18 protein-coding genes are annotated in these 23,922 nt (G+C 68.5%); 8 read left to right on the forward strand and 10 right to left on the reverse strand.

From position 1 onward, the window contains the following. From H3O04_RS19470 to H3O04_RS19480, 3 genes are all read left to right on the forward strand, one after another. The coding region (locus H3O04_RS19470; RefSeq protein ID WP_202588282.1) for a FecR family protein at nucleotides 1–1,267 on the forward strand (1,267 nt) is incomplete at its 5' end. A 10-nt stretch (nucleotides 1,268–1,277) separates the two neighbouring features. Continuing rightward, nucleotides 1,278–3,665, forward strand: a complete 2,388-nt coding sequence (locus H3O04_RS19475) for a CHASE2 domain-containing protein (RefSeq protein WP_202588283.1) — start codon at nucleotides 1,278–1,280, stop codon at nucleotides 3,663–3,665. A gap of 37 nt (nucleotides 3,666–3,702) precedes the next feature. Next, the gene (locus tag H3O04_RS19480) at nucleotides 3,703–4,317 is read left to right on the forward strand and encodes a DUF4136 domain-containing protein (protein ID WP_011545219.1); all 615 of its coding nucleotides are present in this window, start codon (nucleotides 3,703–3,705) and stop codon (nucleotides 4,315–4,317) included. Nucleotides 4,318–4,369: 52 nt separating this feature from the next. Here H3O04_RS19480 and galU read toward each other — a convergent pair whose 3' ends face one another. Then, entirely contained in the window at nucleotides 4,370–5,254 is an 885-nt protein-coding gene (gene galU / locus H3O04_RS19485; RefSeq protein WP_006476218.1) for a UTP--glucose-1-phosphate uridylyltransferase GalU, read from the reverse strand. 87 nt (nucleotides 5,255–5,341) lie between these two features. Then, nucleotides 5,342–8,209, reverse strand: a complete 2,868-nt coding sequence (locus H3O04_RS19490) for a valine--tRNA ligase (protein WP_202588284.1) — start codon at nucleotides 8,207–8,209, stop codon at nucleotides 5,342–5,344. 235 nt (nucleotides 8,210–8,444) lie between these two features. On the opposite strand from H3O04_RS19490, the gene H3O04_RS19495 reads away from it, so the two are divergent. Both H3O04_RS19495 and H3O04_RS19500 read left to right on the forward strand, forming a co-directional pair. Further along, nucleotides 8,445–10,808: a UvrD-helicase domain-containing protein gene (locus H3O04_RS19495; protein ID WP_202588285.1), complete on the forward strand. Its 2,364-nt coding sequence runs from the start codon at nucleotides 8,445–8,447 to the stop codon at nucleotides 10,806–10,808. Further along, complete coding sequence (locus H3O04_RS19500; RefSeq protein ID WP_124477975.1) at nucleotides 10,805–11,602, forward strand: 5'-methylthioadenosine/adenosylhomocysteine nucleosidase; 798 nt, start codon at nucleotides 10,805–10,807, stop codon at nucleotides 11,600–11,602. Before H3O04_RS19495 ends, H3O04_RS19500 begins: the two co-directional genes overlap by 4 nt. Before the next feature lie 72 nt (nucleotides 11,603–11,674). On the opposite strand, the gene H3O04_RS19505 is transcribed toward H3O04_RS19500, so the two are convergent. Beyond that, complete coding sequence (locus H3O04_RS19505) at nucleotides 11,675–12,913, reverse strand: MFS transporter (RefSeq protein WP_053524010.1); 1,239 nt, start codon at nucleotides 12,911–12,913, stop codon at nucleotides 11,675–11,677. Nucleotides 12,914–13,318: 405 nt separating this feature from the next. On the opposite strand from H3O04_RS19505, the gene H3O04_RS19510 reads away from it, so the two are divergent. Beyond that, nucleotides 13,319–14,992, forward strand: a complete 1,674-nt coding sequence (locus tag H3O04_RS19510) for a methyl-accepting chemotaxis protein (protein WP_202588286.1) — start codon at nucleotides 13,319–13,321, stop codon at nucleotides 14,990–14,992. A 21-nt stretch (nucleotides 14,993–15,013) separates the two neighbouring features. On the opposite strand, the gene H3O04_RS19515 is transcribed toward H3O04_RS19510, so the two are convergent. The 4 genes from H3O04_RS19515 to H3O04_RS19530 are packed head-to-tail and all read right to left on the reverse strand — an operon-like array spanning nucleotide 15,014 to nucleotide 19,898. Continuing rightward, a complete protein-coding gene (locus H3O04_RS19515) occupies nucleotides 15,014–15,889 on the reverse strand; it encodes an efflux RND transporter periplasmic adaptor subunit (protein ID WP_006476213.1) in 876 nt (291 codons plus the stop codon). Between the two features lie 12 nt (nucleotides 15,890–15,901). Next, a complete protein-coding gene (locus H3O04_RS19520) occupies nucleotides 15,902–16,105 on the reverse strand; it encodes a DUF1656 domain-containing protein (RefSeq protein WP_006476212.1) in 204 nt (67 codons plus the stop codon). Next, nucleotides 16,102–18,306, reverse strand: coding sequence for an FUSC family protein (locus H3O04_RS19525; RefSeq protein WP_006476211.1), 2,205 nt, complete (start codon nucleotides 18,304–18,306; stop codon nucleotides 16,102–16,104). The genes H3O04_RS19520 and H3O04_RS19525 overlap by 4 nt, the downstream gene beginning before the upstream one ends. Before the next feature lie 14 nt (nucleotides 18,307–18,320). After that, complete coding sequence (locus tag H3O04_RS19530) at nucleotides 18,321–19,898, reverse strand: efflux transporter outer membrane subunit (protein ID WP_080001067.1); 1,578 nt, start codon at nucleotides 19,896–19,898, stop codon at nucleotides 18,321–18,323. 157 nt (nucleotides 19,899–20,055) lie between these two features. Between H3O04_RS19530 and H3O04_RS19535 the strand changes: the two genes are divergently transcribed. Both H3O04_RS19535 and H3O04_RS19540 read left to right on the forward strand, forming a co-directional pair. Next, nucleotides 20,056–20,997: a LysR family transcriptional regulator gene (locus tag H3O04_RS19535; RefSeq protein WP_006485634.1), complete on the forward strand. Its 942-nt coding sequence runs from the start codon at nucleotides 20,056–20,058 to the stop codon at nucleotides 20,995–20,997. Nucleotides 20,998–21,114: 117 nt separating this feature from the next. After that, entirely contained in the window at nucleotides 21,115–21,267 is a 153-nt protein-coding gene (locus H3O04_RS19540; protein WP_006476208.1) for a hypothetical protein, read from the forward strand. A gap of 58 nt (nucleotides 21,268–21,325) precedes the next feature. Here H3O04_RS19540 and H3O04_RS19545 read toward each other — a convergent pair whose 3' ends face one another. The 3 genes from H3O04_RS19545 to H3O04_RS19555 form a co-directional block, all read right to left on the reverse strand. Next, nucleotides 21,326–22,156, reverse strand: coding sequence for a metallophosphoesterase (locus H3O04_RS19545; protein ID WP_202588287.1), 831 nt, complete (start codon nucleotides 22,154–22,156; stop codon nucleotides 21,326–21,328). Nucleotides 22,157–22,181: 25 nt separating this feature from the next. Further along, complete coding sequence (locus H3O04_RS19550) at nucleotides 22,182–23,603, reverse strand: FAD-binding oxidoreductase (RefSeq protein ID WP_202588288.1); 1,422 nt, start codon at nucleotides 23,601–23,603, stop codon at nucleotides 22,182–22,184. A gap of 18 nt (nucleotides 23,604–23,621) precedes the next feature. Next, a partial coding sequence (locus H3O04_RS19555) for a DUF2069 domain-containing protein (protein ID WP_202588289.1) occupies nucleotides 23,622–23,922 on the reverse strand: 301 nt, incomplete at its 5' end.

Here is a 23,922-nt window from a genome sequence, read left to right on the forward strand (position 1 = left end):
GGCCGCGGCGCAGCCGCCCGCCGCCGCGGGCAAGACGGTCGTCTATCGCACGCAGGCCGGCGACACGCTGTACGACGTCGCCGCGCGCTACCTGCAGGGCGCGGACGACTGGCAACTGCTCCAGCAGATCAACGGCGTGCCGGCGCCGAAGCGCCTGCAGCCCGGCATCGCGCTGAAGCTGCCGGTCGCGCGCCTGCGCAAGGAAAAGCTCACCGCGCGCGTGATCGCGGTGCAGGGCACGGCCGAGCGTGCGTCCGGCGCGGCTTTCGCGCCGCTCGCGAACGATGCGACGCTCGCCGAAGGCGATCGCGTGCGCACCGGCCCGAACGGCTTCGTGACGATCGAGCTGGCCGACGGCACGCACATGAGCCTGCCGCCCGACAGCCAGCTCGACCTGAAGTCGCTGCGCCGCACGGTGCTGACCGGCACGCTCGATCGCGAGTTCGAACTCACGCGCGGCTCGGTCGACAGCGAAGTCACCCACCTGAAGAAACGCGACGACCGCTTCCAGATCCGCTCGCCGTCGGTCGTGGCCGGCGTGCGCGGCACGCGCTTTCGCGTGAACTACGACGCGGCCGGCACGGCGACGACGCGTGTCGAAGTGCTCGACGGCACCGTCGGCGTCGCGGGCGGCCGGCAGGCCGACGCGACGCTCGTGCATGCGAACTTCGGCAGCGTCGCGACGTCGTCCGGCGCGGTCGGCGCGCCCGTCCAGCTGCTGGGCGCCCCCGCGCTCGCGCATCCCGACAAGGTGCAGGACGAGCCAGACGTCGCATTCGACGTCACGCCGCTCGCGCAGGCGCATGCGTATCGCGTGCAGCTCGCGCACGATGCGGGGCTGCTCGACCTGTTCCGCGAAACGCGCACCGATTCGCCGCGCGCGGTGTTCCGCGACGTGCCGAACGGCAACTACTTCGTGCGGATCGCCGCGATCGATGCGAACGGCCTCGAGGGGCTGCCGCGCACCTATGCGTTCGAACGCCGCGTGATGGGGCTCGACGCGAGCGCGTCGCAGGGCGCGGGCGGTTACGAGTTCCGCTGGTCGCCGAACGGCTCAGGCAAGAATGCGCGTTACCGGTTCGTGCTGTCGCGCTCGAAGGACCTGAGCGCGCCGGTCGTCGACCAGGTCGGCCTGCACGCGCGCCAGATCACCGTCGCGCACCTGCCGCCGGGCGACTATTTCTGGGCCGTGACCGTCGAGGAATTCGAAGGCGGCAAGTTCTACGAGAAGACCAGTCCGGTCAGCGCGTTCACGTTGTCGCGCTGATCCGCGGCGCATGAAACCCGACTCCGTTTCTCCGCGGCGGCACCTCGGCCGCCGCTTCCTGATCGAATGGATCGCGATCGGCTGCCTCGGGATCGCGGTGATTCTCGTGTGCGCGCTCGGCCGCCTGTCGTCGAGCGTCGACGGGCTGATCTACGACCGGCTGCTGATGCTGCGCAGCCTGCCGCTGTCGCCCGACGTGGTCGTCGTCGACATCGACAACCAGAGCGTATCCGCGCTCGGCCGCTGGCCGTGGCCGCGCGACGTGCATGCGCGGCTGCTCGATACGCTGGCGCGCGCGCAGCCGGCCGCGGTCGTCTACGACGTGCTGTTTACCGAACCATCGTCGGAGGATCGCGCGTTCGCGGACGCGATGAGCCGCGTGCCGACCTTCCTGCCGGTGCTGTTGAGCCCCGAGCAGGCGGACGGCACGCGCTCCGTCGATCCGCCGGTCGCCGCGCTCGCCGCGCGCGCGACGGGGCTGGGCCATATCAATCTCGAGGTCGATCGCGACGGCATCGTGCGCAGCGTCGCGCTGTTCGAAAGCGACGGCCGCGTGCGCTGGCCGCAACTGATGGTGCCCGTCTATCGCGCGATCCAGGCCGGCCGGCTGCATCCGGTCGGCGGCGTGCCCGGCGCGGACGCGCACGACCTGTCGCGTGATGCGGCGGGCGACGGCCGCTACCTGATTCCGTTCAGCCGCAATACGCCCGCGTATCCGACGCTGTCGTTCGACGACGTGCTCGAAGGGCGCGTGAAGCCCGACGCGCTGCGCGGCAAGATCGTCGTCGTCGGCGTGACGGCGTCCGGGCTGTACGATCGCTTCGCGACGCCGGTGTCCGGCGAGTTCGGCCCGCTCGCCGGCGTGTATATCCATGCCAACGTGCTCGACATGCTGGCGACCGGCAGTGCGATCTCGCCCGCGTCGCGTGCGGGGTTGTTCGTCGCATCGCTGCTGCCGCTCGCCGTGTTGCTGGGCGGCTTCCTGATGCTGTCGCCGTGGCGTGCGTTGCTGCTGACGCTGAGCCTCGCCGCGCTCGCCGTTGTCGCGAGCCTGGCGCTGCTGTTCGAGGCACGCATCTGGCTGACGCCGGCGCCCGCGATCTTCGGGCTGATCGCCGTCTACCCGATCTGGAACTGGCGGCGGCTGGAAATGACGATGTCGTACCTGCGCCGCGAGCTGCAGAAGCTCGCCGACGAGCCGCACCTGCTGCCCGAGGCGCCGCGCACGCGCAGCGTCGGCGGCGACGTGCTGGAGCGGCAGATGGCGCTGATGGCGCAGGCCGCACAGCGTGTGCAGGACATGAAGCGCTTCGTGTGGGACAGCCTCGACAGCATGCCCGAGCCGATCTTCGTGACCGACCTCGCCGGCACCGTGCTGATCGCCAACCATGCGGCGAAACGCTACGGGTCGCGGCTCGCGCTGCCGCTGCCGGAAGGGCGGCCGCTGCGCACCGCGCTCGGCGAGCTGACGTTCATGAAGACCGTCGACGGCAACGCCGAGCACGACGCGGCGATCCGCGGGCACTGGCCGGCCGTGCTCGACCCGACGCTCGAGGCCGAGCACGACGCGATGGCGCGCGGCATCGAGGTGCGCGATCGCGACGGGCTCGACCATCTGCTACGCTACGCGGCATGTACGAACGCGCAAGGGCGCGTGACCGGCTGGATTGCCGGCCTCGTCGACGTGACCGAGCTGCACGCGGCCGAGCGGCAGCGCGAGGAAGCGCTGCACCTGCTGTCGCACGACATGCGTTCGCCGCAGTCGTCGATCCTCGCACTGGTCGAGATCGAGCGCGACCGCGTCGAAAGCGACGCGATGCGCGGGCTGCTCGCGCGAATCGAGCGCTATGCGCACCGCGCGCTGTCGCTCGCCGACGAGTTCGTGCAACTGGCGCGCGCCGAGTCGCAGGCGTACCAGCTCGAGGTGACGAGCCTCGTCGACGTGCTGATCGACGCGAGCGACGAGGTGTGGCCGCAGGCGCAGGCGAAGCACATCCGCGTGGAGACCGGCGTGGGCACCGACATGTGCTGGGTGCGCGCGGACCGCTCGCTGATCACGCGCGCCTTCGTGAACCTGCTGAACAATGCGGTCAAATACAGTCCGTCCGACACGGTGATCACGTGTACGCTGACGGTCGAGCACGCATCGAAGCGGATGTTCTGTACGATTCGCGATCAGGGGTACGGCATTGCGCCGGAAGATCAGCGGCATCTGTTCGAGCGTTTCAAGCGATTCCATGCCGGCGAGCGGCCCGAAATCTCGGGTTCCGGGCTCGGCATGGCGTTCGTGAAGACGGTCGTCACGCGCCATGGGGGCAGCGTGTCGGTCGACAGCGAAGTGGGTGTCGGCACCGCGGTGACGGTGTCGCTGCCCGCGATCGACGAGCCGTCCGCCTGACAGGGCCGGGCGCGACGGCAGGCATTTGGGGAAAGTCATGAGAAAGCAATGGGCAGCGACCGCGCTGGCGGCGTCGCTGTTGACGGGTTGCGCCGGCGTGACGAGCGGCGTGAGTGCGGTCGGGCAGCCGAATGCGTTTGCATCCGGTGCGCACGGCTACGACTTCGCGCGGACGGCCGCACAGGCGGACGACGCCGAATACCGGCAGATCGAGACGCTCGTGCGCGACGAGCTCGCGCGTCGCGGCTTCGATGCGCAGCCGCTCAAGGACGCGCGTTACCGGCTGTCGATCGCGTACGCGACGCAGCCGGCGGCGGTCGCGGCGAGCGCCGAGCGGTGCGGCGCGGCGAGCAGCGCGTGCGTGACGGTCGACGGGCCCGCGCCGTTCGCGCTGCCGTTCATGGGCCGCGTGTACCGTCACGTGCTGACGCTGCGCTTCGTCGATGCGAAATCGGGCGCCGACGTCTATCGCGTGTCGGCGTCGCTGCGCGATCGCGATCCCGGTACGCAGCAGGCCGCGCCGGCGCTCGTGAAGAGCGCGCTGGCGAAGGTGCCGTTCGGCGACGGCAGCGGCTGGCTGGTCAAGACGAAAAAAGACGACGCGGGCGGCATGCCGGGCGTCGTCTCGGTGAAGCCGGCCGACGCGCGCTGAAGCGGCGGCCGTGAGGTGAGGGCGGGCGCGCCGGAGCGCGCCCTTGCCGCGTTCAGACGGTCGGTTGGGCGCCGTCGCGGGTGCGCAGGTACGTCTCGAATTCCGCACCGACTTCCGGGTGGCGCAGCGCGAATTCGACCGTCGCCTTCAGGTAGCCGAGCTTGCTGCCGCAGTCGTAGCGCGTGCCCTGGTACTTGTAGGCCAGCACCTGCTCGTCGGCGAGCAGCGCCTGGATCGCATCGGTGAGCTGCAGTTCGCCGCCCGCGCCCGGCTTCAGCGCGCGCAGGTGATCGAAGATCCGCGGCTTCAGCACGTAGCGGCCGACCACGCCGAGGTTCGACGGCGCGACTTCCGGCGCCGGCTTCTCGACGATCGCCGACATCTTGACGATCGACTCTTCCCATTCCTTGCCGTCGACGATCCCGTACGACTTCGTCTCCGACGGCGGGATCTCTTCGACGCCGATCACCGAGCTGTGATAGTGGTCGAACACGTCGACCATCTGCTTCATCACCGGCGGGTTGCCGTCGAGCAGGTCGTCCGCGAGGATCACCGCGAACGGGTTGTCGGCGACGAGCTTTTCCGCGCACAGCACCGCATGGCCGAGGCCGAGCGCTTCCGGCTGGCGCACGTAGAAGCAGTCGACATGGCTCGGCTTGATGCTGCGCACGAGTTCGAGCAGCTTTTCCTTGCCGCGCGCCTCGAGTTCGGCCTCGACCTCGTACGACTTGTCGAAGTGGTCCTCGATCGCGCGCTTGCTGCGCCCGGTGACGAAGATCATCTCGGTAATGCCGGCCGCGATCGCTTCCTCGACCGCGTACTGGATCAGCGGCTTGTCGACGACCGGCAGCATTTCCTTCGGGCTCGCCTTCGTTGCCGGGAGGAACCGCGTGCCGAGACCGGCAACGGGGAATACCGCCTTGGTGACTTTCAACATGATCGAACCTTTATTCCTGTAATCGACTTGTCAGACGGTCTATGTTCACGTTCGCATTATAGTGAACGCAAATGACCTTACCGTTTGTTACGCAGGCAACCGATCGAGCTGCGCACGCAGTTTTTCGAGCGTGCTCTGGAATTCCACGACACGTTTCTGCTCCTGTTCGACCACGGCCGGCGGTGCTTTCGCAACGAAAGCCTCGTTGCCGAGCTTCGCGTTGCACTTCGCGATCTCGCCCGTCAGGCGCGTGATTTCCTTCGACAGGCGCTCGCGCTCGGCCGCGACGTCGATTTCCACCTTCAGCACCAGCTTGTTCGGGCCGACGATCGCGATCGGCGCGCCGTGCGCTTGCTGGTCGAGCGCGGCTTCGTCCGCGAGGATCTGCACTTCCGACAGGCGCGCGAGCGCCTGGACGTACGGCGCGAACGAGCGCAGGCGCTCGGCGTCGCCGGCCGCCAGCAGCGGCACCTTGGTCGCGGGCGACAGGTTCATCTCGCCGCGCAGGTTGCGGCACGCGTCGACGATCGCCTTCAGGTCTGCCGCCCACTGCTCGGATGCCTCGTCGAGCTTCTGCAGGTTCGCGACCGGGTACGCCTGCGTCATCAGCGACGCCTCGCCGTCGGCCTTGCCCTGCGGATAGCGGCCGGCGAGCGGCGCGACCTTCTGCCAGAGCGCTTCGGTGATGAACGGGATGACCGGGTGCGCGAGGCGCAGCACCGTTTCCAGCACGCGCAGCAGCGTGCGGCGGGTGGCGCGCTGCTGTTCCGGCGTGCCGTTCTGGATCTGCACCTTCGCGAGTTCGAGATACCAGTCGCAGTACTCGTCCCACACGAACTTGTAGATGCTGCTCGCGATGTTGTCGAAGCGGTAATCGGCGAAACCCGTCGCGATGTCGGCTTCGGTGCGCTGCAAGAGCGACACGATCCAGCGGTCGGCCGCCGAGAAGTCGAGGTAGCCGCCGGGGCCGCAGTCGCCCGCGCCGCACACTTCCGGCTTGTCGTTGCCGCAGTCGTGGCCTTCGCAGTTCATCAGCACGAAGCGCGTCGCGTTCCACAGCTTGTTGCAGAAGTTGCGATAGCCTTCGCAGCGCGCGAGGTCGAAGTTCACGTTGCGGCCGAGCGTCGCCATCGACGCCATCGTGAAGCGCAGCGCGTCGGTGCCGAACGCGGGGATGCCGTCCGGGAATTCCTTGCGCGTCTTCTTCTCGATGGTCGCGGCCTGCTTCGGGTTCATCAGCCCCGTCGTGCGCTTCGCGACCAGCGTGTCGAGGTCGATGCCGTCGACGATGTCGATCGGGTCGAGCGTGTTGCCCTTGCTCTTCGACATCTTCTGGCCTTCCGCGTCGCGCACGAGGCCGTGCACGTAGACGGTATGGAACGGCACCTTGCCGGTGAAGTGCGTCGTCATCATCACCATCCGGGCGACCCAGAAGAAGATGATGTCGAAGCCGGTGACGAGCACCGACGACGGCAGGAAGTGCTGCAGCTCAGGCGTTTCGTTGGGCCAGCCGAGCGACGAGAACGGCACGAGTGCCGACGAGAACCACGTGTCGAGCACGTCCTCGTCGCGCTTGAGCGCGCCTGCATAACCCTTCGCCGCGGCCTGCGCACGCGCTTCTTCCTCGTCGCGCGCGACGAACACCTCGCCGTTCTCGCCGTACCATGCGGGAATCTGGTGACCCCACCACAGCTGGCGCGAGATGCACCAGTCCTGGATGTTCTCGAGCCACTGGTAGTAGGTGGTCGTCCAGTTTTCCGGCACGAACCTGATCTGGCCGCTGCGCACGACGTCGAGCGACGTTTCGGTGATCGACTTGCCCGGGTTGAACGTGCCTTCCGGCGCCGGCTTCGTCATCGCGACGAACCACTGGTCGGTCAGCATCGGTTCGATCACGACGCCCGTGCGGTCGCCGCGCGGCACCATCAGCTTGTGCGGCTTCACCGAGTCGAGGAAGCCCTGCGCGTCGAGGTCGGCCACGATCGCCTTGCGCGCGTCGAAGCGGTCGAGGCCGCGATACTGCTCGGGGCCGTTGTCGTTGATCTTCGCGTCGAGCGTCAGGATCTCGATCGGCGCGAGCTTGTGGCGCAGGCCGACCTGATAGTCGTTGAAGTCGTGCGCGGGCGTGACCTTCACGACGCCGGTGCCGAACTCGCGGTCGACGTAGTCGTCGGCGATCACCGGGATCTCGCGGCCCGTCAGCGGCAGCGTGACGAGCTTGCCGATCAGGTGCGCGTAGCGCTCGTCTTCCGGGTGAACCATCAGCGCGACGTCGCCGAGCATCGTCTCGGGACGCGTGGTGGCGACCGTCAGCGAGCCCGAGCCGTCGACGAGCGGGTAGCGGATGTGCCACAGGTGGCCGTTTTCTTCCTCGCTGACGACTTCGAGATCCGACACGGCGGTCATCAGCACCGGATCCCAGTTGACGAGGCGCTTGCCGCGATAGATCAGGCCCTGTTCATACAGCGTGACGAACACGTCGCGCACGGCGGCCGACATCTTGTCGTCCATCGTGAAGTATTCGCGCGACCAGTCGGTCGACGCGCCGAGGCGGCGCACCTGGCCGGTGATCGTCGAGCCGGACTGCTGCTTCCACTCCCACACGCGCTCGACGAACTTCTCGCGGCCGAGGTCGTGGCGCGACACGCCCTGCGCGTCGAGCTGGCGCTCGACCACGATCTGCGTGGCGATCCCCGCGTGGTCGGTGCCGGGCACCCACAGCGTGTTCTCGCCGAGCATCCGGTGATAGCGGGCGAGGCCGTCCATGATCGTCTGGTTGAACGCGTGGCCCATGTGCAGCGTGCCCGTCACGTTCGGCGGCGGCAACTGGATCGCGAAATCGGGGCGGGCCGGATCGAATGCCGGGGCGGCATAGCCGCGTTTTTCCCACTCCGGCCCCCATTGGGACTCGATGGTATGGGGCTCGAAGCTCTTCGCAAGCGTGTTGTCGCTCATGTTGGAAATCTGCCGAAAAATGCGTGAATTGGATGCCGAATCTGACAATTATAAATGGATGCCCATCGGCCAGCCATCGCCTTGCCGGCGCGGGCCTGTCGGGACGCGGCCGAAACGTGTCCGCAATCCGCTCGCAACATGCAGGCAGCGTGCGACCGAACGGATCGGAAACGGCATCGCGCGGCCGACTTATAATGTCGGGTCCGCATTTTTCTCGCCCGTCAGCTGCCGCTCCATGCCCGATCTGCTCGCCAATCTGAACCCCGAACAACTCGCCGCCGTCACGTTGCCGAACGAACCGGCGCTGATCCTCGCAGGGGCGGGCAGCGGCAAGACCCGCGTGCTGATCACGCGCATCGCGTGGCTGATCCAGCAGGGCTATGCGTCGCCGCCCACCGTGCTCGCCGTCACCTTCACGAACAAGGCCGCGCGCGAGATGATGGCGCGCCTGTCGGCGATGATGCCGATCGACACGCGCGGGATGTGGATCGGCACGTTCCACGGCCTGTGCAACCGGATGCTGCGTACGCACTGGCGCGACGCCGGCCTGCCGCAGACCTTCCAGATCCTCGACACGGCCGACCAGCTGTCCGCGATCAAGCGGTTGATGAAGGCGGCGAACGTCGACGACGAAAAGTACCCGCCGAAGAACGTCCAGTACTTCATCAACAACGCGAAGGAGCAGGGGCTGCGCCCGGACAAGGTCGACGCGACCGACAACTTCAACCGCAAGTTCGTCGAGCTGTACCAGGCGTACGACCAGCAGTGCCAGCGCGAAGGCGTCGTCGATTTCCCCGAGCTGCTGCTGCGCTGCTACGAGCTGCTCGCGTACAACGCGCCGCTGCGCGCGCACTACCAGGCGCGCTTCCGGCACATCCTCGTCGACGAGTTCCAGGACACCAACAAGCTGCAGTACGCGTGGCTCAAGATGCTCGCGGGCGGCGAGAACGCGATCTTCGCGGTCGGCGACGACGACCAGTCGATCTATGCGTTCCGCGGCGCGAACGTCGGCAACATGCGCGATTTCGAAGACGAATTCCGCGTGCGCAACCTGATCAAGCTCGAGCAGAACTACCGTTCGCACGGCAACATCCTCGACGCGGCGAACCAGCTGATCTCGAACAACGCGCACCGCCTCGGCAAGAACCTGCGTACCGATGCCGGCCACGGCGAGCCGGTGCGCGTGTACGAAGCCAGCACCGATTCGCAGGAAGCCGGCTGGATCGTCGAGGAGATCCGTTCGCTGATCAATACCGGGATGGCGCGCAGCGAAGTGGCCGTCCTGTACCGTAGCAACGCGCAATCGCGCTCGATCGAGCACACGCTGATGTCGTCGGGCATTCCATACCGCGTGTACGGCGGCCTGCGCTTTTTCGAGCGACAGGAAGTGAAGCACGCGCTCGCGTACCTGCGCCTGATCGACAACCCGAACGACGACACGGCATTCGCGCGCGTCGTGAACTTCCCGACCCGCGGCATCGGCGCGCGCTCGATCGAGCAACTGGCCGACGCCGCGCGCCTGTACGGCTGCTCGATGGCCGCCGCGATTCCGTACGTGACCGGCAAGGCCGGCACGAGCCTCGGCGGGTTCGCGAACCTGATCGCGAAGATGCGTGCCGACACGCAGCACATGAACCTGCCCGACACCGTCGAACACATCGTGCGCGCGAGCGGCCTCGCCGATTTCTACCAGGGCGAGCGCGAAGGCCAGGATCGCCTCGAAAACCTGCAGGAGCTCGTGAACGCGGCCACCGCGTTCATCGCCGAGGAAGGCTACGGGCTCGACACGCCGGCCCGCTCGATCCCGCTGCGCGCGGGCGCGATCGCAGCGCCCGAGCTCGGCACCGCAACCGACGATCCGGCGGTCGAGGTGCTCGACCCGGCGTCGCCCGCCGACCCGGCACAGAACCCCGACACGATGACGCCGCTCGCCGGCTTCCTGTCGCACGCGTCGCTGGAGGCCGGCGACAATCAGGCGCAGGCCGGCCAGGACGCCGTGCAGCTGATGACGGTGCACGCGGCGAAGGGGCTCGAGTTCTCGGCCGTGTTCATCACGGGCCTCGAGGAGGGGCTGTTCCCGCACGAGAACAGCGTGCTCGAATCGGATGGCCTCGAGGAAGAGCGCCGGCTGATGTACGTCGCGATCACGCGCGCGAAGGAGCGGCTCTACCTGTCGTTCGCGCAAAGCCGGATGCTGCACGGCCAGACCCGCTACAACGTGCGCTCGCGCTTCTTCGACGAACTGCCGGAGCACGTGCTGAAGTGGCTCACGCCGAAGGTCGAGGCCGGGTCGCGCTGGGGCGGGCGTTCGGACAATGCCGGCTACGGGCGCGACTGGTTCGCGCGGCCGGGCGGCGGCAGCCGCGAGCAGATCGTCGATGCGGCCGTGTCCGCGCCGCTGCCCGCGTTCGCGAACAAGCAGCGCGCGGCCGACGCCGGCTTCCGGGTCGGCCAGCAGGTCTTCCACACCAAGTTCGGCGAAGGCACGGTCACCGCGCTCGAAGGCAACGGCACCGATGCGAAGGCGCAGGTGAAGTTCAAGCGCCACGGCGAGAAATGGCTCGCGCTCGCGGTCGCGAAACTGCAGGCGGTGGAATGATGGACGTCGACGTGGTCGTGACGCCTGCCGCCCGTCCGCTCGGCATTCTGGCCGCGCTGCCCGAGGAACTCGGCGACCTGATCGCCGCGATGCGCGCCGACGGCGCGATGAAGACGGTCACGCTCGGCCGCCGCGATTATCACGTCGGCACCGTGCACGGCGCGGCCTGCGTCGTCACGCTCGCGCGGGTCGGCAAGGTCGCGGCCGCCGCGACGGTCAGCGCGCTGATCCACGTGTTCGGCGTGTCGGGCGTGGTGTTCACCGGCGTCGCGGGCGGCGTGTCGCGCACGGTGCGGGTTGGTGACGTCGTCGTGGCCGATACGCTGCTGCAGCACGATCTCGACGCGTCGCCGCTCTTTCCGCGTTACGAGGTGCCCTTGCTCGGCATCACGCGCTTCGCGACCGACGCGGCGCTGACGGCCCGCTTGCGGGCCGCGTGCACGCTGTTCGTCGAGGAGGAGGGCGCTCGGTTCGCCGAGCGCTTCGGGCTCGCCGGCGCGGCGCTGCACGCGGGGCTCGTCATCAGCGGTGACCGGTTCGTGTCGAGCGAGCAGGAGGTCGTCGCGCTGCGCGACGCGCTGCCGGACGCGCTCGCGGTCGAGATGGAAGGCGCGGCGATCGCGCAGGTGTGCGCGGAGCACGACGTGCCGTTCGCGCTCGTGCGCACGATCTCCGATACGGCCGACGATCACGCGACGCAGTCGTTCTCGCACTTCCTGTCGGCGATCGCGAGCAGCTATTCGTCCGGCATCCTCAAGCGCTTCCTGACGCTGCATGCGACGACGGCGGCCTGAAGCCGCCGTCGAACAATTCCCCATTCGAACCAGACGACCGGCCGCAGCGCGCACGCCGCGGCCGGTCGTTCGTCACGCCTTTTTGCGCCGGCTGCTTTCGAGGTTCGGCAGGAACACCGTCAGCACGCCGATCAGCGGCAGGAACGAGCACACCTTGTAGACGAACGGGATGCTCGTCGCATCGGCGAGCTGGCCGAGCACGGCCGCGCCGACGCCGCCCAGGCCGAACGCGAAGCCGAAGAACAGGCCCGCGACCATCCCGACCTTGCCGGGCATCAGCTCGGTCGCATAGACGAGGATCGCGGCGAACGCCGACGCCAGCACGACGCCGATGATCACGGTCAGCACGCTCGTCCAGAACAGGTTCGCGTACGGCAGCAGCATCGTGAACGGCGCGACGCCCAGGATCGACACCCAGATCACGTACTTGCGGCCGATCCGGTCGCCGACGGGCCCGCCGATCAGCGTGCCGGCCGCCACCGCCGCGAGGAACACGAACAGGTGGATCTGCGCGGCCTGCACCGACAGGTGGAACTTGTCGATCAGGTAGAACGTGAAATAGCTGTTGATGCTCGCGAGGTAGAAGTACTTCGAGAACACGAGCAGCACCAGCACGCCGATCGCGGCCATCACGCGGCCGCGCGACAGCGTCGGGTGGCCGGCCGACGCGGCCTTCTTCTTCATCGACGGATGCTTCTTGTACCAGTGGCCGATCTGCGTGAGCACGATCATCGCGACGAGCGCGGCCGCCGAGAACCACGCGATGCTGTGCTGGCCGTGCGGAATGATCACGAGTGCGGCGAGCAGCGGCCCGAGCGCGGAGCCGGCATTGCCGCCCACCTGGAACACCGACTGCGCGAGCCCGTGCCGGCCGCCCGACGCCATCCGCGCGACCCGCGACGATTCGGGATGGAACACCGACGAGCCGCAGCCGACGAGCGCGGCGGCCACCAGCAGCATCGGGAAATTCGGCGCGACCGACATCAGCAGCAGCCCCGCGAGCGTGAAGCCCATGCCGACCGGCAGCGAATACGGCTTCGGATGCTTGTCGGTATAGAGGCCCACGAGCGGCTGCAGCAGCGACGCGGTGATCTGGTAAGTGAGCGTGATCAGGCCGATCTGCGCGAACGACAGCGCGAACTGGCTCTTGAGCATCGGATAGATCGCGAGGATCAACGACTGGATCATGTCGTTGAGCATGTGCGAGAAGCTGATCGCGCCGAGCACCGGGTAGATGGTGCGGGCGACGGGCGGTGCGGACGGCTGGGCGGCGGCTGCGCCGGCGGCTCCGGAGTCGAGGCTGGTTTCCATGTGAGCTGAACGAGTTGAGGTGGCTGGCGCGCTCTGTTGGGGATCGGCGCGTTGTCGATTCGTTGATGCGTCAAAGAAGTGTAATGTGGCGTATCGAGAATGTCAGGCCAAGTTTTATCGCGAATCGGACATTCGTGTGACGGATCGGTCGGTGCGTCCTTTTTTGGACGGGTATAACGCTGGCGGCGCGTCCGTCCTTCAGCCGGGCCGCGCCGGGGCCCGGTGCGTGTTTTTCCGGACTCAAGAAACGGCGGTGGCGGCCGTAGAACGACCCAATGACAACAGGCGCGCCGCGCCCCGCACCGGCTACCCGCCGGGCGGGCGCAGGACGCGCGGCATGGCCTGCCATCGCGGGACCGCCGGGACCGACCTTTCCGGCAGCGTGATCCATACGGGGATAGTTCGATGAAAGCAGCATCTTTGCATCCACAGCCCGGTGCGGCCGCCGCCGCACCCGCCGTTGCCGTCGGCCGCGCCGCTCGGCGCACGCGCGCGGCGCGTCGTACGCGCCGGCCGTGGACCGTCAAGGCGACGTTGCGCGCCGCGTTCGCGATCCTGCTGGTCGGCACGCTCGCGATCGGCGTGTTCTCGCTGTGGCAGATCAGCCGGCTGAACGCGTCGATCGCGTCGGTCTACGAGCAGGGCCACGTCGCGAGCCGCGCGGCGGCGGAGGTGCGAGCCGAGGTGTTGCGCGCGAGCCGCGCGCAGAAAATGCTGCTGACCGCGACCACCGCGAAGGAGCGCGACGAGCTCGGCGCCGAGGTGAGCGCGGGGCTCGCGTCGATCGGCCAGGCGCTCGGTACGCTGCAGCGCTATGCCGATCCGGCCGATGCCGGCGATTCGGCGCGGCTGCGCGCCTTCTCGACGGCGGTCGGCACGTGGAGCACGCATCTGCGCGATTTCGTCACGCTGGTGCGCGCCCAGCCGCTCGACCTGTCGCAGATGAACTGGCAGGTCGGCACGCAGGACGTGTCGCTGCTGGTCGAAACCGGCAAGCTCGAAAAACTCGTCGCCGAACTCGTGAAGACGCGCGGCGAGAAGTCGAAGGCGACACTCGATGCGTCCGCCACCATTTTTTCGTCGTCGTTCGCGATGATCGCGGCGATGACGGCCGCACTGATCGTGCTGGCCGTCGCGATCGCCGAGCGCGTCGTGCGGCGCCTCGCGTCGCAGCTCGGCGGCGAGCCCGCGCTCGCGAAGGAGATTGCCGCGGATATCGCGCGCGGCGACCTGACGCGGCCGATCACGCTCGCCCGCCACGACCGCGACAGCATGGTGCGCGCGCTGGCCGAGATGCAGACGGGGCTCGCGGCCACCGTGGGCGAGATCGCGGTGAGCGCCGAGGCCATCGCGGCCGCGTCCGGCGAAATCTCGACCGGCAACCTCGACCTGTCGCGGCGCACCGAGCAGCAGGCCGTCGCGCTCGAGCGCACCGCCGCCAGCATGGAGCAACTCACGTCGACCGTGCGGCAGAACGCCGAGAACGCGCGGCAGGCGAGCACGCTCGCGGCCAATGCGTCGGCGGTTGCGGAGACGGGCGGGGAAGTCGTCGGCCGCGTGGTCGCGACGATGAGCGAGATCGACGACAGCGCGAAGAACATTCGCGACATCATCGGCACGATTGAGGGGATCGCGTTCCAGACCAACATTCTCGCGTTGAACGCGGCGGTCGAGGCCGCGCGCGCCGGCGAGCAGGGGCGCGGCTTCTCGGTGGTCGCCGGCGAGGTGCGGCTACTCGCGCAGCGCTCGGCGACCGCGGCCAAGGAGATTCGGGAGCTGATCGGCGCGTCGGTCGAGCGCGTGGCCAACGGCGCGGCGCTCGCGCACGACGCGGGCCGTACGATGGGCGACGTGGTGCGCGCGGTCAAGCGCGTGACCGACATCATCGGCGAGATTTCGGCGGCGTCGGACGAGCAGAGCGCGGGGATCGACGAGATCGGCCGCGCGGTCACGCAGATGGATGCCGGCACCCAGCAGAACGCGGCGCTCGTCGAGCAGGCGGCGGCTGCCGCGAACGCGCTCGACGAGCAGGCTCAGGCATTGAAGGCGCTGGTCGGGCGTTTCCGCATCGCGCACTGAGCGTGCGGCACGCCGCGGCGATTACGACTTCTTCTGCTTGTCGGGATCGATGATGACCGTGCAGGTCGTGCCCGCCGACAGCACTACGTCGGCCGGCACTTCGTCGATCTTGATGCGCACCGGCACGCGCTGCGCGAGGCGCACCCAGTTGAAGGTCGGGTTCACGTCGGCGACGAGGTCGCGGCTTTGCGGGTTGTCGCGATCGTAGATACCGCGCGAGATGCTTTCCACGTGGCCCTTCATCACGCCGCCGCTCATCAGCCGCATTTCGGCCGGCGCGCCGATCTTCACGCGCGGCAGCTTGGTTTCCTCGAAGTAGCCGTAGACCCAGAACGAGTGGCTGTCGACGATCGCGAGCTTCGCCTGGCCGGCCACCGCATAGTTGCCCTTGAAGGTCTGCAGGTTCGTGATGTAGCCGTCGACCGGCGCGACGACGCGCGTGCGCTCGAGGTTGAGCTTCGCGGCGTCGAGCGCGGCGAGCGCCTGCTGGTACTGCGCGTCGGCGCTCGACGCGCTGTGCGCGGCGTTCTCGCGGTTTTCCTTCGACACGACGAGCGCATCGAGGTCCGCACGGCGGGCCGCGTCGTCGCGGCGCATCTGCAGTTCCGCGCGGCGGGCGGCCACCGCCGCCTGCGCCTGCTCGACCGCGATCTGGTAGTGCGACGGGTCGATCTGCATGATCAGGTCGCCTTTCTTCACGAGCTGGTTGTCATGCACGGGCAGCTCGACGATCGCGCCCGACACGTCCGGCGCGACGTTGACGATCTCGGCGCGCACGCGCCCGTCGCGCGTCCACGGATCATCCATGTAGTGCACCCACAGCGAGCGCCCGATCAGGATCGCGACGAGAAGGATGACGGCGGTCGCGACGAAGCCGAAGAGTTTTCTGAGAATCATGATGGTTCGGAATCAACGGTAAACGGCAAGACTCAGTCCGCCGCAAATGCAGACGAGAAGGCAGGCCCGGAACAGCGACGGGTGCCAGACGAGACGGTAGAGGCCCGTATAGGCGAGCAGGCGGTCGACAGCCCAGGTCGCGATCGCGCCGAGGACGAACATCAGCACCACCGTCGGCATGTAGGCATCGAGAATGGCGATTTCACGCGGCATCATGACGAGGCTCCTGGTTGGGGATGCACGGGGCGGTTGCGGTTGAGCGGCTCGAGCGGCGATTCCGGGTCGAGCAGCGCGGTCCGCACGAAATGCAGGTGGCTCAGGATGCGCTGCAGCCGGTGGCGCTCGTCGCGCGACGGCTCGACCGCATCGAGCGTTTGCCGGGTCGCGTCGATCGCCGCATTGGTCGCGGCGAGCGTCGCGTCGAAACGCGCGGCGCTCGGCCGGGTGAACAATGCCGACAGCGCGGTGCGCATCGTGTCGATCGCGCGCCGCCACGGCATCGCCGGCGCATAGCGCGGGTCGGCCGGCAGCGTCGCGAGCTCGTGACGCAGGTCGATCGTCGCGTTGCCGGTTTCGAGCACCGCGAACATCCAGCGCAGCGCGTCGCGCTGCACGTCGGGCTGGTCGGCCGACAGCGTGTGCGCCTGGTACATCAGGTCGCGCGCGCCGCTTTCGAAGCGCGTGCGCAACCCCGCGAGCCGCGCGTGGCCGGCCGCGACGGCCTGGTGGCGCAAGTCCGCGAACAGCCGCTTCTTGTGCCACGGCGCGGTCGGCGGGAACAGCACCGCGAACGCGATCGCCGACGCCAGCATCGCCAGCACGAGCGCGAGCGAATCGTTCATGAAGCTGGTCGGATCGTAGTGCGTGATGTTGTCCGGGCCGGCGAGGAAGCTGAAGAAGATCAGGTAGCCCATCCCGTAGCCGGCGAGCTTCGGCTTCAGCGTCATGAAGATGCCGATCGCGAGCAGCGGCGCCAGCGCGACGCACAGCAGCGGGAAGCCGTCGATGTGCGGATAGATGCCGAACGTCAGCAGGAAGCCCGTGCAGACGGCGAGCGCCGTGCCCATGCCCATCTGCGCGGACATCGCGGTGGGGCGCGGCGTCGACGACGCGAGCGCGCAGGTGGCCGCCGCCGTCAGTGTCATCGTCACGCCGCTCGGCCACGCGGTCTCGATCCAGAACCAGCCGAGCACGAGGATCACGGTCGCGGTGCGAATCGCCGCGATCACCATCGCCGTTGCATTGGTGCGCGGCTCGTAGCGCTCGATCCAGCGTTCGCGTTCGTGCGTCGCGCTCGACAGCGACGCGTAGGTGGCCGCGTATTCGTGCAGGTCGGTGATGAAGCGGTACAGCAGTTCGGCGGCCGTATCGAAGTCGAGCAGCGGAAAGTCCGGCTGCGTTTCGAGCGCCGCGCGCGTCGCGCGGATGCGGCGCGGCAGCGCGTCGCGCCACGCGAGCAGTTGCGTGGCCGCGTGGCCGGCATCGGCCGACGTGCGCACCGGTTCGCCGGCCGGCGTCAGCAGCAGCGGGGCGATCTCGCGAAAGTACGGCTCGATCGCGTCGATCGCGGCCTGCGCGCCGGCCGCATGCAGCCGGTTCATCAACTGGTGCAGCGCATGGAAGCGGCTCGACGCGCTCATGAACTCGCTGTTCAGCCGCGCAAGGCGGCCGCTGCGCATCCGCGTGTCCGGGTCCTCGAACACGGCCATGCTGCGCGCGGCCTCGAACCCGACCACGTCGGCGACGAAGCGCGTGTGAATGGTTTCGATATGCGCGCGGTCGAGCTGGCCCGACAGCGCCGCCGCGACGTAGTCGACGAAGCTGCCGAAGCGCTTGCGTACCGTCGTGCGCATCTGCTCGCCGGTGGTCCGCGGAAACACGAGGGCGCTGACCACGCCGGCCGACACGATCCCGACCATGATTTCGGCCACGCGCGTCATCGCGCTCATGAACGCACCGTCCGGGTGTTGCGACGCGGGCAGCCCGATCAGCGCGGTCGTGTAGCCGGCCAGCAGGAAGCCGTAGCTGCGGAAGTTGCGGTTGCGCGCGGCGCCGGCCGTGCACAGGGCGACCCACAGCGCGACCGCCAGCAGGAACAGCTGCGGCTGCTGCGGGAACAGCCCGACGAAGGTGAGCGTCGCGATCAATCCGAAGATCGTGCCGGCGACGCGATAGAAGCTTTTCGCGAGCACCGCGCCGCTTTGCGGCTGCATCACGATGAACACCGTCGTCATCGCCGTTTTCGGCGCGGGCAGGTCGAGCCGCATCGACACGCCGGTCGCGATGAACGCGGCGAGCAGCGCCTTGAACAGATAGAGCCACGCGGCGCCGTCGGTGCGGGCCCAGTCGCCGAATGCGGCATACCAGGCCGCGAACGGGCCGCCGGCGGGCGTTGAAGCGGGGGAGGAGGCTGACATGGCGACGCTCCGCGTTACCGTGCGGCCGGCACGCCGGACGCGCCGGTGGTAGCGACTTCCGCGGGCCGGGCGACGGCTGCCGCGGGCTTCGTGCCCGATGCGGCGGCGGGCGCGGCAACCGCGGCGGCAGCTTCGTCCTTCGGCACGTCGCTGCCCGTCTCGACTCCACCTCCGAGCGCGGCCATCAGCTGCGCGTGCGCGGCGAGGCGTTCCGCGTCGATGCGGGCGGCCGTCTCCTGCGCGCGCAGCAGTTGCTGTTGCGCGACCAGCACGTTCACGTAATCGGTCAGCCCGCGGCGGAAGCCTTCGCGCGACAGTTGATAGCTGCGATTGTTGGCCGCCACCGAGCGCGCGGCGTCCTTCTTCTGCGTATCGAGCGAGCGGATTCGCACGACCTGGTCGGCGATGTCCTTGAGCGCGCCGACGATCGTCTGGTTGTAGCGCTCGACCGCCTGGTCGTAGCCGGCGTTCGCGGCGCCGAGCTGCGCCCGCAGCCGACCGCCTTCGAAGATCGGCAGCGACAGCGCGGGGCCGGCCGTCCAGCCGCCGTTCATCGCGCGCAGGAAGTCGGTGAACGGCGCGGTCACGCCGAAGCCGCCGACCGTCGCGAGCAGGTCGATGTTCGGGTAGAACGACGCCTTCGCGACGTCGATGCCGCGCGCCTGCGCGTCGACCGTCCAGCGCGCCGCGACGACGTCGGGGCGGCGGCCGAGCAGGTCGGCCGGCATCGCCGACGGCAGGCCGGCCGGCGCATCGAGCGCAAGCTGCGGCCGCTTGATGGTGTCGCCGGCGCCGGGGCCCTTGCCGGCCAGTGCGGCGAGCTGGTGGCGCGCGAGCTGGATCGCCTCTTCGTAGCTGTCGATCTGGCGCTCGTAGTCCGGCAGCGTCGATTCCGCCTGGCTCACGTCGAGCTGCGTGCCGAGGCCGGCCTGCAGCCGCTTGCGCGCGAGATCGGCGAGCGAGCGCTGGCGTTCGAACGTCTCGTGCGCGAGGTCCAGCAGCGCGTAGTTCATCGACATGCCGACATACGCGCGCACCACGTTGACTTCGAGTTCGAGCTTCGCCGCGCGCGCGTCGGCGGCGGTCGCATGCGCGGTGTCGAGCGCCCGCTCGGTCGCGTTCTTGTCCTTGCCCCACAGATCGAGGTGGTACGACAGGCCGAGCGAGCCGGTATTGTTCCAGGTGTCGGCGTTCGCGAGCGGCCCCGGGCCGTAGTACACGTTGTCCGGCCAGTGCTGGCGCATCAGCGACAGGTTGCCGTTGATCTGCGGCAGTTCGGCCGAGCGGGCGACGCGCGCCATCGCCTGCGCTTCGCGCACACGGGCCTCGGCGGCCGCGAGGGTCGGGTTGCCGGCCTGGGCGGCGGCGATCCATGCATCGAGCTGGGGATCGCGGTACGCGCGCCACCAGTCGGCGGCGGGCCAGCCCGCGTCTCGGTCGGCCGCGCGGATGGCCGCGCCGGCGTCGAGTGCGTTCGCTTCGATGCGAGTGGACTGGGTTTTGTTGTCGCCCATGCTCGCGCAACCGGCCATTATTAATGAGACTGCAAGAACCGCCAGTGCGAGCGTCCCTTTTGTCGCCGGAGACTGCACGATTTTCTCCCTTTCGGATATAGATGAGTCGGAGGCGATTATATTTTTCAGTGATTCCTGAATAAACGGACAACGGTGCAAGTCATTTTTACGAATCCTGAGATAATATTTGTTGGACCCTGTGCAACAATCCCTCCGGATTCAAACGGGTAATGGGATGGATACGCTACAAAACATGCGGGTATTCGTCCGCGTGGTGGACGCGGGAAGCTTTACCGCGGCCGCCCAGCAGATGAATTCGACCACCGCCTACGCGTCGCGCGCGGTCTCGGATCTCGAGGCCCACCTGCGCACGCGTCTCCTGAACCGCACGACGCGCCGGATCGCGCTGACCGAAGCGGGCGAGCGCTATCTGCAGCGCTGCGAACAGATCCTCGCTTACGTCGACCAGGCCGAAGCCGAGGCGGGCGACGCGCACGCGCGTCCGTCCGGCAAGCTGAAGGTCCATTGCTTCACGAGCCTCGGCCAGCACTATCTGGTGCCGGCCATCGCGCGCTATCGCGAGCGCTATCCGGACGTGCACGTCGAGCTGACGCTCGCGCAGCGGATGCCCGACCTGCTCGACGAGGGGTACGACGTCGCGATCGTCGTCGGCCGCGATCTGCCCGATTCGGGGCTCGTGTCGCAGCGGCTCGGCGAGAGCTACAGCGTCGTGTGCGCATCGCCGGGCTATGTCGAGTCGCACGGCGTGCCGCAGCGGCCGGCCGATCTCGCGCAGCATGTGTGCCTCGGGATGGTCGCGCCGGGCTTTCACTTCGACGAATGGGCGCTGGCGGGGCCGAACGGCGACGAGGTCGTGCCGATCACGGCGCCGCCGTTCCGCGTGAACGTCGCGGAGGCGCTCGCGGTGGCCGTGCGGGAGGGGATGGGGGTCGGCGGGCTGCCGCTCTATTCGGCGATCGGCTGGCTGCGCAGCGGGCACATCGTGCGCGTGATGCCGGAGTACCGGTCGCACGTGATGAACATCTATGCGCTGTATCCGTCGCGCCAGTACCTCGACGCGAAAATCCGGACCTGGGTCGATTTCCTGCGCGAAGAGCTGCCGCTCACGCTCGAAGCCGACGAAGCGGCGCTCGAACAGTACACGCGTGCGACATGACCGCGCGGTCGGGCGCCATCTGACGAGATTTGTCCTTCACGCAACATTTTTTTACGAACGTGTGTCAGACAGTTTGATACTGTTGGAATTAACGAGATACACCACACCGGAGTAGCGATGGATACGCACCTGATGATCGGCCTTGGCGTCCTGCTGGGCGCGGCTGCCGCCGCGGCGGCGACCCGCGACCTGCTGCGTGCGATGAAGGCGAAGGCGCAGATGAAGCCCGTGCCGGTCCGCGTGCGCGAGCCGCGCCGCCCCGGCCGCTGATCCCGCCGTCACGTTTCAGACGGGCAACGCCGCGCTACGCGGCCGCCCGGGCCGGCGCTCAGCCGAGCTCGACGACCTTGTCCCACGCGAACGCGGGGTTTTCCCATTCGCCGGTGCGCCGGTGAAGGTAGCCGCGCGGATTGCACACCACGCGCGTGCCGCCGTCCGCCACGTAGTCGAATGACGTATGCGTGTGGCCGTGCAGCCACAGATCCACCGGCGGCCGCACCAGTTCCGCCATGTCCGTGACGAACCCCGCCGACGCCAGATCCTCCGCATAGCGTTCCGCCAGCGAGCGCCGGTGCGGCGCATGATGGGTGACGACGATCGTCGTGCCCGCGAACGGCGCCGCCAGTTGTGTTTCCAGCCATGCGCGGCCGCGCCGGTGCAGCGCGATCGCGTCGGCCGGCGCGAAATCCCGTTCCGACACGTCCGCTGCCGCATGCAGGGCCGCATCGTGCGGCCACGTCACCTGGATCAGTCCCTTGAAATCGAGCATCACCCGCAGCGCGGCGTCGATCGCACGCGCGACGCTGGCTTCGTCCCGGCCGAACAGCGAAAAATCGGCCCAGAGCGTCGTGCCCAGTACGCGAAAACGTTGGGCGGGATCGACGTAGACGCCGTTGTTCAGGTAATGCACGTTGTCGAGCGCATGCGCCGCGTCGCGCATCGCCGTCTCCAGCGCGCCGAATTCCCCGTCGTAGTACTCGTGGTTGCCCGGCACGTAGACCACCGGCACTGCGGGGTCGAACGTCTCGGCGGCCCAGCGCAGGCCTTCCGCGTGATTGTGGATGTCGCCGGCCAGCACGACGAGATCCGCGTCGGCATGCGGGATCGCGTCGGGCAGGTTGTTTTCAAGATGCAGGTCGGACAAGACGCGGACTTTCACGGGCTTGGCTCCTGAGTAGGCGGCGTCAGCGCAGGACCTTGCCGGGATTCATCAGGCCGCGCGGGTCGAGCGCGGTCTTCAGCGTGCGCATCAGCGTGGTTTCGACCGGCGACTTGTAGCGTTGCGCGTCGTCGATCTTCAGTTGGCCGATGCCGTGCTCCGCGCTGATCGTGCCGTGATGGCGATGCACGTTGTCGTAGACGATCCGGTTGATCGGCTTCTGGAATTCCGCGAGGAACGCCTTCGGATCGCCGCCTTCGGGCGTCTGTACGTTGTAGTGCAGGTTGCCGTCGCCGAGGTGGCCGAACGTGACCATGCGCGCGCCCGGCGCGGCCTGCTGGATCGCCGCGTCGGTCTCGTCGATGAAGCGTGCGATCGACGAGATCGGCACCGCGATGTCGTGCTTGATGTTGAGCCCTTCGTCGGCCTGCGCGAGCGGGATGTGCTCGCGCAGGTCCCAGAACGCGCGCGATTGCGCGAGGCTTTCCGCGACCACCGCGTCGACCACGAGCCCGGCCTCGAACGCGTCTTCCATCAGCTTCTCGAACAGCGCGCGCGCATGCGCTTCGCTTTCGTTGTCGGACAGCTCCAGCAGCACCGTTTGCGCATGCGTCTGCGCGAACGGGTAGCGCAGTTGCGGATAGTGCTTGCCGACCAGCTGCATGCAGAAATCCGACATCAGCTCGAAGCCGGTCAGCAGCGGCCCGGCCGCGCGCTGCGCGAGCGCGAGGAAATCGAGCGCCGCGTGCGGCGATTCGAGTGCGGCCAGCGCCGTGACCTGCGCGGCCGGCAGCGGATGCAGCTTCATCACGGCCGCCGTGATGATCCCGAGCGTGCCTTCGGCGCCGATGAACAGGTCGCGCAGGTCGTAGCCGGTGTTGTCCTTGCGCAGTCCGCGCAGCCCGTCCCAGATCTCGCCCTGCGGCGTCACGACCTCGAGCCCGAGGCACAGCTCGCGCGCGTTGCCGTAGCGCAGCACCGCGGTGCCGCCCGCATTGGTCGACAGGTTGCCGCCGATCGTGCAGCTGCCTTCCGCCGCGAGGCTCAGCGCGAACAGCCGGCCGCCTTCGCGAGCGCGCGCCTGCACGTCGGCGAGGATCACGCCGGCTTCGACGGTGATCGTGTTGTTGTGCGGATCGAGCGCGCGCACGCGGTTCAGGCGCGCCAGGCTCAGCACGGCCTGGCTGCCGCTCGCATCGGGCGTCGCGCCGCCGGCGAGGCCCGTGTTGCCGCCCTGCGGCACGAGCGCGACGCCGTGCGCGTTGGCGAGCTTCACGAGCGCGGCGACTTCGGCCGTGTTCGCGGGCCTCAGCACCGCGCACGCCGCGCCCTTGTAGCGGCGGCGCCAGTCGGTCAGGAACGGTTCGGTATCGTGCGGATCGGTCAGGACGTGATCGGCGCCGATCGCGTCGCGGCACGCGGAAACGAAAGCTTCGGAGGACATCATCACCTTGTCGCGTAAGGGTCAGGACGTGGCGCGCGGTTTTTTCGCCGCGCGCTTGAACGGCGCGACGTAAGCCAGCGCCGCCACGAAGAAGCCAACGGCAAGCGCGGTCTCGCACCAGCCGAGCGTCGCGGACAGCCCGCGATCGGACATGCCGCGCACGATGCCTTCGGCGAGATAGACGAGGATCAGCATGCTCGCCCACTGCATCGTATAGATGTTACGCCGCCAGACGCCGGGCAGCGCGAGCGCGAGCGGCACGGCCTTGAGCATCAGCGCGGAGCCGCCCGGGCGCAGCGGCGCGAGCCACAGCTCCCACGCG

Source organism: Burkholderia sp. KCJ3K979 (assembly GCF_016759955.1).
In the GTDB taxonomy this organism is placed as follows: domain Bacteria; phylum Pseudomonadota; class Gammaproteobacteria; order Burkholderiales; family Burkholderiaceae; genus Burkholderia; species Burkholderia orbicola.

Coding starts and splice junctions, on each gene's coding strand:
- H3O04_RS19475 (WP_202588283.1), top strand. CDS start 1,278: ATGAAACCCGACTCCGTTTCTCCGCGGCGGCACCTCGGCCGCCGCTTC.
- H3O04_RS19480 (WP_011545219.1), top strand. CDS start 3,703: ATGAGAAAGCAATGGGCAGCGACCGCGCTGGCGGCGTCGCTGTTGACG.
- galU (WP_006476218.1), bottom strand. CDS start 5,254: ATGTTGAAAGTCACCAAGGCGGTATTCCCCGTTGCCGGTCTCGGCACG.
- H3O04_RS19490 (WP_202588284.1), bottom strand. CDS start 8,209: ATGAGCGACAACACGCTTGCGAAGAGCTTCGAGCCCCATACCATCGAG.
- H3O04_RS19495 (WP_202588285.1), top strand. CDS start 8,445: ATGCCCGATCTGCTCGCCAATCTGAACCCCGAACAACTCGCCGCCGTC.
- H3O04_RS19500 (WP_124477975.1), top strand. CDS start 10,805: ATGATGGACGTCGACGTGGTCGTGACGCCTGCCGCCCGTCCGCTCGGC.
- H3O04_RS19505 (WP_053524010.1), bottom strand. CDS start 12,913: ATGGAAACCAGCCTCGACTCCGGAGCCGCCGGCGCAGCCGCCGCCCAG.
- H3O04_RS19510 (WP_202588286.1), top strand. CDS start 13,319: ATGAAAGCAGCATCTTTGCATCCACAGCCCGGTGCGGCCGCCGCCGCA.
- H3O04_RS19515 (WP_006476213.1), bottom strand. CDS start 15,889: ATGATTCTCAGAAAACTCTTCGGCTTCGTCGCGACCGCCGTCATCCTT.
- H3O04_RS19520 (WP_006476212.1), bottom strand. CDS start 16,105: ATGATGCCGCGTGAAATCGCCATTCTCGATGCCTACATGCCGACGGTG.
- H3O04_RS19525 (WP_006476211.1), bottom strand. CDS start 18,306: ATGTCAGCCTCCTCCCCCGCTTCAACGCCCGCCGGCGGCCCGTTCGCG.
- H3O04_RS19535 (WP_006485634.1), top strand. CDS start 20,056: ATGGATACGCTACAAAACATGCGGGTATTCGTCCGCGTGGTGGACGCG.
- H3O04_RS19540 (WP_006476208.1), top strand. CDS start 21,115: ATGGATACGCACCTGATGATCGGCCTTGGCGTCCTGCTGGGCGCGGCT.
- H3O04_RS19550 (WP_202588288.1), bottom strand. CDS start 23,603: ATGATGTCCTCCGAAGCTTTCGTTTCCGCGTGCCGCGACGCGATCGGC.